The organism is Pectobacterium parvum (genome assembly GCF_020971565.1).
Lineage (GTDB): Bacteria > Pseudomonadota > Gammaproteobacteria > Enterobacterales > Enterobacteriaceae > Pectobacterium > Pectobacterium polare.
Genome location: NZ_CP087392.1, coordinates 1093078 through 1104518, shown reverse-complemented (window position 1 = coordinate 1104518; position 11441 = coordinate 1093078). Strand labels below are relative to the sequence as shown.

The following is an 11441-nucleotide window of genomic DNA, read 5'->3' as shown; positions in this document are numbered from 1 at the left end:
TTGAACGGCTGTACCCGATAACTAAATTAAATAATAGGGTGCCTAGCATCCTCTAATTCTCCCACATTGGAACCCCATGACCAAATACAGTCTTCGTGCACGGATGTTGATACTGATTTTGGCACCGACGCTGATGATCGGGCTGCTGCTGAGTTCGTTCTTCGTCATTCATCGTTACAATCAGTTGCAGTCGCAGTTGGCCGATTCAGGCGCCAGTATCATTGAGCCGCTGGCGACCATCAGCGCTTACGCCATTACCCATCGCCAGATGGACACGATCCCAGCATTAATCAATACGCTTCATCGCCGCCACTCTGCGATTATTCGTACCATTAGCGTGTTCGATGCGCGTAATCAGCTCCTGGCGACCACCAACGTACGCAACAACGTGACATTGCAGTCGCTCAGCAACGATGCGCTTGCACACAATAAACTGCACCTGCACCACACGAATGACGCGCTGATTCTGCACATGCCGATCGTCAATGACAGCGAATTCATGCCAGGCGGAACGACTCCGGTGCTGCCCGGTACCGCCACGCCAATGGGCTATCTGGTGATCGAGCTGGATACCAGCACCATTCGGCTTCAGCAGTATCAGGAAATCTTCATCGCCGCGCTCCTGCTGCTGCTCTCTTTGGGTGCCGCCGTCATCTTTGCCTATCGTCTGATGCGGGATGTCACCACCCCGATTCGTAATATGGTGGATACCGTTGACCGCATTCGCCGTGGACAGTTGGATAGCCGGGTCGAAGGTTACATGCTCGGCGAGCTGGATATGCTGAAAAACGGCATCAACTCGATGGCGATGTCGCTGACCGCCTACCACGAAGAGATGCAGCAAAATATCGATCAGGCGACCTACGATCTGCGGGAAACGCTGGAGCAGATGGAGATCCAAAACGTTGAGCTGGATCTAGCCAAAAAGCGCGCGCAGGAAGCCGCGCGCATCAAGTCAGAGTTTCTGGCAAATATGTCGCACGAACTGAGAACGCCGTTGAATGGCGTGATCGGTTTCACCCGCCAGACGTTGAAGACGCCGCTGAACACCACGCAGACGGACTATCTGCTCACCATCGAACGATCCGCCAATAACCTGCTGAATATTATTAACGATGTGCTGGATTTCTCGAAGCTAGAAGCAGGAAAGTTGGTGCTGGAGGATATTCCGTTCTCGCTGCATAACACGCTGGACGACGTGGTGATGCTGCTGGCGCATACGGCACATGAAAAAGGATTGGAGCTGACGCTCAGTATTCAGAATGACGTGCCCGAACAGTTTGTCGGCGATCCGCTGCGGATACAGCAAATCATCACCAACCTGCTGGGCAATGCGATTAAATTCACCGAACAGGGCAACATCGATATTCGGGTGGAGAAGCGTCGGCAGGAACCTCATCAGGTGCAGCTAGAGGTGCAAATACGCGATACCGGCATCGGTATCGCCGAGTTGCAGCAATCGCAGCTGTTCCAGGCTTTCCGTCAGGCCGACACCAGTATTTCGCGCCGTCATGGCGGCACGGGTCTCGGGCTGGTCATCACCCAGCGTCTGGTCAAAGAGATGTGTGGCGATATCAGTTTCCAGAGCCAGCTCAACAAGGGATCGACCTTCTGGTTCCACATCACGCTGCCGCTCAACCCGCACGCCATGCCGACCGAGCCAGCCTACTCGATGCTGCAAGGCAAACATCTGGCCTACGTTGAGTATCATCCCCTCGCCGCGCAGGCCACGCTGGATATCCTGAGCCAGACGCCGCTCATCGTGAGCTACAGCCCGACGTTTGAGCAACTGCCGGAAGGGGAGTTCGATATCCTGCTGCTCGGTATTCCCGTGCAATATCGCAACTCTCTGCTCGACTATACGCCCAGACTGCGCGATATCTGTCGCCGTTCGCCCTGTGTGATTCTGGCGCTGCCTAGCCTCGCGCAAATGGATGCTGAGCAGTTGAAAACCTTCGGCGTACATGCCTGCCTGAGCAAACCGCTCGCCACGTCACGCCTGCTGCCGCTGTTACAAGACAGCACGCTGTTCCAGCTCTCTTTTCTACCGGACGATACCGCACCGAATCAGGGTGCCGTACACCATCCTGCCCGTCTGCCACTGAGAGTAATGGCGGTGGATGACAATCCCGCTAATCTGAAACTGATCGGCACACTGCTGGAAGAACAGGTCGAGACGATTATCCTGTGCGAAAGCGGACAAGATGCGATTGCACAGGCAGAACTGAATCAGTGCGACATTATCCTCATGGATATTCAGATGCCGGGTATGGACGGCATTTGCGCCAGCGAGCTGATCCGTCAGATTCCTCACCATGCCACCACGCCGATCATCGCGGTGACGGCACAGACTATGACGGGTGAACGCGAGCATCTGCTGCGTTCAGGTATGGATGACTATCTGGCTAAACCGATAGACGAACAGATGCTGAAAAGCGTGCTGACACGCCATGCACGGCAAGATCCGTTGAAGCGCAGTCGGGGCGATATGACGGGATTACTGAACGAGCACGACGATAGCCAGCTATCGCTCGACTGGGCGCTGGCGCAGCAACAGGCGGCCAACAAGCCGGAACTGGCGCGTGACCTGCTGCAAATGCTATTGAATTTCTTACCAGAGGTTCGGCGGAAGATAGAAAACGTGCTGAAGGGTCAGACGGATGATGACATCATCGATTTAGTTCATAAACTGCACGGCAGTTGCAGCTACAGCGGCGTTCCGCGCCTGCAACGCATCTGCCGCTACTTGGAACAACAGCTGCGTAAAGGTGTTCACGCCAGCGATCTGGAACCCGAATGGCTGGAGCTGCTGGACGAAATCGACAACGTCAACAAAGCCGCCCAGCCGCATATCAACCCCATGCATTCGTAATCAATATCCCCAGCATAGCCCTGTCTCTTCGTCATATTTTATGTGGCTGTGGAGACAGTTTCGTGCGCTTTGCTATTACCCGGCGTAAAAAATTATGCTGAGGAGATAGCGGGCTTCGGATGAGCCGCAGGGACGCGGCGAAAGCTTGCGCCACGTATGGAACGTGTCGCAAGCGGTCCGTTAAGCCAGATACCGACGAGGGCACCGCGTCAGCGGCATAATTTCCCGCCGAAAGCCTGGGGTCACGGGGCGAGCGGCGTTTGAGCCGTCCCGTGTCGGGCGCGTGCTGCGAAGTAGCATGAAATAGCCGTATTGTGGCGCACGAAACCCTCTATCAGTCTGCATAAAAATGTGTAGATAAAAGGCCTGACTAACCGTAGCGCCATCGCATCACGATGACGATCAACGCGATACCGACTGCGCCAGTCGGATCGTGGCAGCGATATTACGTGCCGTCATCCGCACATTCTCTGCCGCATTATCCAGCGCTTCTTCGAGTGAGCAGATGTTATAAAGCACGCTGAATACGGCATCCAGGCCATGTTCATGCACCACGGCGACATCTGCCGTCAGGCTGCCAGCAATGCCAATCACCGGTTTATTATACTGTTTGGCAATCCGCGCCACGCCAATCGGTACTTTGCCGTGGATCGTCTGGCTGTCGATACGCCCTTCCCCGGTAATCACCAGCGTGGCATCTCGCACAAGCTCATCCAGCCCCAACGCTTCCGTGACAATCTCAATGCCCTGACGCAGCTCAGCGCCGCAAAAAGCCTGTAGCGCCGCGCCCAGACCACCCGCCGCGCCCGCACCGGGAACGTGTTCCACGTCCATATCCAGATCGTGGCGAATCACCGCCGCATAATGCTTCAGCGCATTATCCAGCTGTTCAATCATCTCCGGCGTTGCCCCTTTCTGAGGGCCAAAAATTGCCGATGCGCCCTGTTTCCCCGTCAACGGGTTAGTCACATCGCAGGCCACTTCAAAGCGACAACTTTTAATACGCTCATCCAGCTCGCTGATATCGATGCATTCAAGTTTGTCGAGCTCACCACCGCCAAAACCAATCTGTTCGCCCTGCTTATCCAGCAACTTCGCGCCCAGCGCCTGCACCATGCCCGACCCGCCGTCATTGGTTGCGCTTCCGCCAATCCCGATGATGCAGTGCCGAACACCGTGATCTAACGCGCAGCGAATCAACTCGCCCGTGCCATAGCTGGTCGTTTTTAACGGGTTACGCTGTTGCGAAGGCACACGTTCCAGACCGCTTGCCGCCGCCATCTCAATAAAAGCCGTTTTTTCATCGCCAGACAGGCCAAAGAACGCATCGATGTTATCGCCTAACGGCCCTGTCACCTTAACATTCACAATCTTGCCATCGGTCGCAGCGACCATGGCTTCAACGGTGCCTTCCCCACCATCTGCAACAGGCAATTTGACATAGCAGGCATCGGGGAATATTTCACGAAATCCCTTTTCAATCTGCGTAGCAACATCTTGTGCAGACAGGCTTTCTTTATAAGAATCCGGTGCGATCACTATTTTCATAAACGATCCGATTTCATCAACGTTCCGATTGCATCAATAATCCGCGCGCTCATGAAACGGCGCTTATACCTGCCAACGTTCAGGGCAGCAAATCCTGAAACCCAGTAGGTAGATCAGAGTGATTATCTGCCAGTCGGCTGGCATCCTGTGCCAGCCTCGTGACTATCGCTTCACGGCTTATCGCGTAACTTCAACTTTGGCCAGCTTCTCGTAGTAACACGCCAGCGCACTGTGGTCGGCCGATCCCAGATCGTCCGCTTTCAGCGCCTGCATCATTTCCATCACCGCTGCGGTTAACGGCAGCTGAGCACCAACGCCGTGTGAGGTATCCAGCGCGTTCGCCAAATCCTTGATGTGCAGATCGATGCGGAAACCCGGCTTAAAGTTACGATCCATCACCATCGGCGCTTTCGCATCCAGCACGGTGCTGCCCGCCAATCCACCGCGGATCGCCTGATAAACCAGATCCGGGTTAACGCCTGCTTTCGTCGCCAGCACCAGCGCTTCGGACATGGCAGCAATGTTCAGCGCCACAATCACCTGATTCGCCAGTTTGGTCACGTTACCGGCACCGATATCACCGGTATGAACAACGGAGCCTGCCATGGATTTCAGAATCTCAACGCAGCGATCAAACTGAGCTTTCTCACCACCGACCATCACGGACAGCGTGCCGTCGATCGCTTTAGGCTCACCACCGCTGACTGGCGCATCCAGCATCGTGATCTCTTTCGCTGCCAGCGCGGTAGCAATTTCACGGCTGGCAAGCGGGGCGATTGAACTCATATCCACCACAATGCTTCCGGCGCGTGCACCGTCGATGACGCCGTTTTCACCCAGCACCACTTCTTTAACGTGCGGAGAGTTAGGCAGCATGGTGATGATGACATCGCACTGCTCTGCAACCTGTTTCGGCGTTTCAGCCGCTGTAGCACCCGCCGCAACCACTTCCGCGACCGCGTCCAGATTTCGATCCATCACGACTAATGAGTAACCTGCTTTCAGCAGATTTTTACTCATCGGTTTTCCCATGATGCCCAATCCAATAAAACCAATTTTCATCGCCCTAACCTCATTGTCTGATGTAGATATCACTTCAATTCACGATGAACCCGCCTCATGGCGGATCCGATTCGCACGGAATTAATGAATTACTTCTTGTACTTGTCGCTCAGCGCCTGTGTTGCGCTGCGGAACACGCCCAGATCGCTACCAACCGCAACGAAGCTTGCGCCCCATTCCAGATAGCGACGCGCATCGGCCTCAACCGGAGCCAGAATGCCGCACGGCTTGTTATGCGCGGCGGTACGATCGAAGATGTGGCGGATCGCCTTCTGCACGTCAGGATGGTTAGGCTGACCGAGATAGCCCAGCGCCGCAGACAGGTCGCTCGGGCCAACAAACACGCCGTCTACGCCATCTACTGCGATAATCGCATCCAGATTGTCGAGGCCGTCCTGACTTTCGATTTGCACCACGACGGTAATGTTGTCGTTAATCTTGGCGAAATAGTCCGGTTCGGTGCCATAGCTGTTGCTACGGTGCGCCACGGAAACACCGCGGATACCGGCTGGCGGATAACGGGTTGATGCAACCGCACGCGCGGCTTCTTCCGCCGTTTCCACGAAGGGAATCAGGAAGTTATTGAACCCGATATCCAGCAGCCGCTTAATGATGATCGGCTCATTGCACGGCGGACGGACAACAGGCGCGCTGTGGCTGCCTTTCAGCGCCATGAGCTGAGGAATAAACGTCACGATATCGTTAGGCGCATGCTCTCCATCCAGCACCAGCCAGTCGAATCCCGCCAGCCCCAGCACTTCAGTTGAAATCGGGTTGCCCAGCGCACACCAGCAGCCAATCAACGTTTTCCCCTGCAGCAAATCTTGGCGAAAACGGTTAGGTAACAGCGGAGTCTTCATTTTTTATCCTCGGTCATTCCAGCGCCGCTTGCCTGAAGCGGCGCGCTCAAAAAACGGAAAATCAGAACGTTAGCGAACCAGACACGGACGTTTATTATCAAACGTCCACTCAGGAATAAGGTACTGCATTCCCATGGCGTCGTTACGTGCGCCTAATCCCATGTTTTTATACAGTTCATGTGCTTTCATCACCTGGTCCATATCCAGCTCAACGCCCAGACCCGGTTTCTTCGGCACTTCCACCATGCCGCCAACAATCTGCAACGGTTCTTTCGTCAGGCGTTGATTGCCTTCCTGCCAGATCCAGTGCGTATCAATCGCCGTAATCTTGCCCGGTGCCGCCGCGGCGACCTGAGTAAACATGGCCAATGAAATATCAAAGTGGTTATTGGAGTGAGAACCCCAGGTTAAGCCCCATTCGTGGCACATCTGCGCCACGCGAACGGAACCTTGCATCGTCCAGAAGTGCGGATCGGCCAACGGAATATCGACCGATTGCAGCGAAATAGTGTGACCCATCTGCCGCCAGTCGGTGGCGATCATGTTGGTCGCAGTAGGCAGCCCCGTCGCACGACGGAATTCCGCCATAACTTCACGGCCGGAGAAACCTTGCTCCGCGCCGCACGGATCTTCGGCATACGCCAGCACGCCGCGCAGCTGTTTGCCCAGACCGATGGCTTCATCCAGCGACCAGGCACCGTTTGGATCCAGCGTGATGCGGGCCTGTGGGAAGCGTTTCGCCAGCGCGGTAACCGCTTCGGCCTCTTCGCTACCAGCCAGTACGCCGCCTTTCAGTTTGAAATCGTTGAAACCGTATTTTTCATACGCGGCTTCAGCCAGACGCACGATGGTTTCTGGCGTCAGGGCCTCTTCATGACGCAGACGATACCAGTCGCATTTCTCATTAGTCTGGCTCTGGTAAGGCAAGTCGGTTTTATTACGATCGCCGATGTAGAACAGATAGCCCAGCATCTCGACAGCATCACGCTGTTGCCCAACGCCCAGCAGCGAGGCCACGCTGACGTTGAGGAATTGCCCCAGCAGATCGAGCATGGCAGCTTCGATCCCCGTGACGACATGGATAGTGGTACGCAGATCGAACGTCTGCAAACCGCGCCCGGAAGAATCGCGGTCGGCGAACTGTGCACGCACCGCCGTCATCACGTTTTTGTATTCGCCCAGCGTTTTGCCCACCACCAACGCGGCAGCATCCTCCAGCGTCTGACGGATTTTCTCACCGCCAGGAATTTCTCCGACACCGGTATTCCCGGCGTTATCTTTCAGAATAACAATGTTGCGAGTGAAATAAGGTGCATGTGCGCCACTCAGGTTGAGCAGCATACTGTCGTGACCTGCAACCGGAATAACCTGCATGTGGGTAATCACCGGAGTTGAACTTTGCAATGTCATTTTCTTATCCTTTCTCTCTAATTTTTCTATGTAGGGTTAGCGGCCAAAAACCGGGCGTTTACGATCAAACTTCCAACCAGGAATCAGGTACTGCATGGCGACGGCATCATTACGTGCCCCGCTCGGTAATTTTTTGTACAGATCGTGGGCTTTCATAACCTGTTCCATATCCAGCTCAATCCCCAGACCGGGACGATCCGGCACCTTAATTTTTCCGTTGACGATTTGCAGCGGCTCTTTGGTCAAATGCTGCCCTTCCTGCCAGATCCAGTGCGTATCAATCGCCGTCGGGTTACCCGGTGCCGCAGCGCCCACATGCGTGAACATCGCCAAAGAAATATCGAAGTGGTTATTGGAATGGCAGCCCCACGTCAGGCCCCACTCATCACACAGTTGGGCGACGCGCACCGCGCCGTGCATCGTCCAGAAATGCGGATCGGCCAGCGGAATATCGACCGCCTGTAACATCACGGCATGGTTCATTTCACGCCAGTTGGTGGCAATCATGTTGGTCGCTACTGGCAGCCCAGTGGCGCGGCGGAATTCCGCCATCACTTCACGGCCGGAGAAACCTTGTTCGGCACCGCACGGGTCCTCCGCGTAAGTCAGAATGCCCTTCATGTCTTTGCACAACGCAATCGCTTCATCCAGCAGCCAGGCACCGTTTGGATCGACGGTGATACGTGCATCCGGGAAACGTTTCTTCAGCGCCTTCACGGCATCGATTTCCTGCTCGCCGGGCAGTACGCCACCTTTGAGTTTGAAATCTTTAAATCCGTAGCGGTCAGTCGTGGCTTCGGCCAAACGCACAATCGCCTCGCTGTCCATCGCCTGCTGATGACGCAGGTGATACCACTCATGCTTGCCTTTTTCACCTGATAAGTAAGGTAAATCTGTCTTCGTGCGATCGCCGATGTAGAACAGATAACCGAGCACGGTGACTTCATCACGCTGTTTACCCGGCCCCAGCAGCTCGGCAACGGGAACGCCCATGAATTGCCCCAGCAGATCGAGCAACGCCGCTTCGAGCGCCGCCACGGCATTCACGCGCAGCTCAAACGTCCAGGCACCTTTGCCGAAGGAATCAAAATCAGAAGATTGGTTGCCGACATGAATGTCATGAACCAGACGGTTCATGCGGGCGATTTGCTCGCCTTTCACTCGGGGAATCGCCTCAACCAGCGTGTTGTAAATGACTTCGCCACCGGGCGCTTCGCCGACACCGGTATGCCCGGCGCTATCGGTTAAAATGACGAGGTTACGCGTGAAGTAAGCACCATGCGCACCGCCGATGTTCAGCAACATGCTGTCATAGCCCGCAACGGGGATGACTTTCATGTCGGTAATCACAGGCGTTGCTGAAAAGTTTGTCATGACAGGCTCCCGTCATGAATGGCGCGCACAGGATTGACGCGTAGGTTTCCGATGGTTGCCACAACGCAAGGGCGCGCTGAGGCGGATGAAAATAATTCAGTCATACAGAAAGAAAAAACGGATGGTGCACCAGTAGATGATTTCATGTTGTTTTCCTACTTTATTAGCGCGACCTTGTTTTTACTCTGATTTGAACTGAACAATGCTTGTAGGGCTTGTAAGATTGTCAGAATAAAAACAGGTTATTACTGAAATAAACCAGTCAGGAATGCGGTGTTGTCATTCGTACCGCCTCACCAACCTCAGTAAAAAGTATAAGTTTTCTTATTTCACAACTCATTGGGCAATAGCACAGCATTCCCTGTCGAAATGCAGATTAAATATGTCATTATCACAGACCAATGGGAGGTGTTTCACGAAAACCGGGAAAAGCGAATTCCCGCCTTATAAACACCGAAATACGTCTTCCCAGACGCCGATTTCAAAGAGATAAAACCCAGCTTTCCATGACATAAATAAATGGCAAATCTATACCCTAAATAATTCGAGTTTCAGGCAGGCGGCAAGAGAAGGAATCCCGATGAGCTTACTCAGGTAAGTGATTCGGGTGAGTGAACGCAGCCAACGCATATGCAACTTGAAGTATGACGGGGATATAGCGAAACGCTGCGCCATCAGTACGATAGCGCAGCGTTTTGTGTTATTGCCTATATTCAAACGAATACGGTAACGACTGGCCTTAATTCTTAACGAACGGCTTCAATTCGACACGTTTAATATCTTTCACGATGAACAGGTAGCTGAAGATCGCAACCAGCGCATGAATCCCGACATACACCAGACCACCATTGAAGGAACCGGTCATTCCGATGATGTAGCCAATCGCAATCGGCGTCACGATACCAGACGCGTTACCGAACATATTGAACAGTCCACCGCTCAACCCGCTGATTTCTTTCGGTGCGGTATCGGCCATAACCGCCCAGCCTAGCGCACCAATGCCTTTGCCGAAGAAGGCTGCAGACATCACCGCAATAACGACCCACTCGGTTTCAACGTAGTTACAAATCACCATCGACATGGAGAGCAACATACCGAGAACGATTGGCGTTTTACGGGCAAAGGTCAGGGAATTGGTCCGACGCATCAGGTAATCGGAAATAATGCCGCCCAGAACGCCCCCGACAAAACCACAGATAGCAGGAACCGAGGCGACAAATCCTGCTTTGAGGATCGACATACCACGAGCCTGAACCAGATAAAGCGGGAACCAAGTGATAAAGAAGTAGGTCAGTGCGTTAATACAGTATTGACCGATATACACACCCAGCATCATGCGCGACTGCATTAATTGCTTGATCTGATGCCATTTTTCGCCTTTCTCGGTCGCTTTCTTCGTCCCTTTAGCATCCATATTAATCAGGGCACCACCGGCTTCGATGTAATCCAGTTCAGCCTGATTCACCCCAGGGTGATCTTTCGGATCGTGGATTACTTTCAGCCAGACAAAGCTCAGAATGATACCCAGCCCGCCCATGAACCAGAACACGTGTGCCCAACCTACTGCCTGCGTCAACCATCCCATGATCGGTGCAAAAATGACCGTGGCAAAATACTGTGCCGAGTTGAATATCGCGACGGCAGTACCACGTTCTTGTGCAGGGAACCAGGCAGCCACAATTCGGCTATTTCCTGGGAAGGAAGGTGATTCACACAGGCCAACCATAAAGCGCAGGAGGAACAGAGAAATAACGATGCCCGCGCCGCTGAAGATATCGACAAAGCCTTGTAATAAGGTAAAAATCGACCAGGTTAAGATACTGTAGAAGTAGACTTTCTTTGAGCCAAAGCGATCGAGCAGCCAGCCCCCAGGTATTTGTCCAATAACATACGCCCAGGAGAACGCTGAGAAGATATAACCCATCCCCACCGCGTCCAACCCAATTTCCTTAGACATTGCTGAACCAGCAATGGACAAGGTCGCGCGGTCTCCATAGTTAAATGACGTGACAATAAACAACATCACGACAATCCAGTAGCGGGCGTTTGTTCTCTTTTGTATCGCGCCAGCTGCTGAGCTTACTGTATTCATGATGAACTCCTGCTTCAATCGCGGTTCGCTCATTCATTCCGAATAACAGATAACGGTGTAGGGTTATCAGAATGAAGATCAGTGGATAGTTAACATTCCCATTTTTATTTTTTTTGCGAATAGCCAGGCTATATAGCATCAGAGTAATTAGCTGACATCTTCAACTCGCAGGAACATTATAATTTTTACCCACTGACTGCTCACTAGCTAAAAGCACAACATT

7 protein-coding genes are annotated in these 11441 nt (G+C 53.5%); 1 reads left to right on the top strand and 6 read right to left on the bottom strand.

The features are described from left to right. The first annotated feature begins 76 nt into the window (after positions 1–76). The gene (gene barA, locus LOZ86_RS04915; RefSeq protein WP_230242914.1) at positions 77–2872 is read left to right on the top strand and encodes a two-component sensor histidine kinase BarA; all 2796 of its coding nucleotides are present in this window, start codon (positions 77–79) and stop codon (positions 2870–2872) included. A 402-nt stretch (positions 2873–3274) separates the two neighbouring features. Here the strand turns inward: barA and LOZ86_RS04910 are convergent, their stop codons facing one another. The 6 genes from LOZ86_RS04910 to LOZ86_RS04885 all read right to left on the bottom strand — a co-directional run bounded on the left by LOZ86_RS04910 (position 3275) and on the right by LOZ86_RS04885 (position 11218). Beyond that, the gene (locus LOZ86_RS04910; RefSeq protein ID WP_230242912.1) at positions 3275–4420 is read right to left on the bottom strand and encodes a glycerate kinase; all 1146 of its coding nucleotides are present in this window, start codon (positions 4418–4420) and stop codon (positions 3275–3277) included. A gap of 177 nt (positions 4421–4597) precedes the next feature. Continuing rightward, the gene (gene garR, locus LOZ86_RS04905) at positions 4598–5482 is read right to left on the bottom strand and encodes a 2-hydroxy-3-oxopropionate reductase (protein ID WP_039486215.1); all 885 of its coding nucleotides are present in this window, start codon (positions 5480–5482) and stop codon (positions 4598–4600) included. A gap of 89 nt (positions 5483–5571) precedes the next feature. Further along, on the bottom strand, positions 5572–6342 hold the full coding sequence (garL, locus tag LOZ86_RS04900; RefSeq protein ID WP_039486217.1) for a 2-dehydro-3-deoxyglucarate aldolase: 771 nt from the start codon (positions 6340–6342) through the stop codon (positions 5572–5574). 69 nt (positions 6343–6411) lie between these two features. Then, entirely contained in the window at positions 6412–7752 is a 1341-nt protein-coding gene (gudD, locus tag LOZ86_RS04895; RefSeq protein WP_230242911.1) for a glucarate dehydratase, read from the bottom strand. Positions 7753–7788: 36 nt separating this feature from the next. Next, positions 7789–9126: an enolase C-terminal domain-like protein gene (locus LOZ86_RS04890; RefSeq protein WP_039486221.1), complete on the bottom strand. Its 1338-nt coding sequence runs from the start codon at positions 9124–9126 to the stop codon at positions 7789–7791. Between the two features lie 739 nt (positions 9127–9865). After that, positions 9866–11218: an MFS transporter gene (locus LOZ86_RS04885; RefSeq protein ID WP_039486222.1), complete on the bottom strand. Its 1353-nt coding sequence runs from the start codon at positions 11216–11218 to the stop codon at positions 9866–9868. Positions 11219–11441 lie beyond the last annotated feature (223 nt).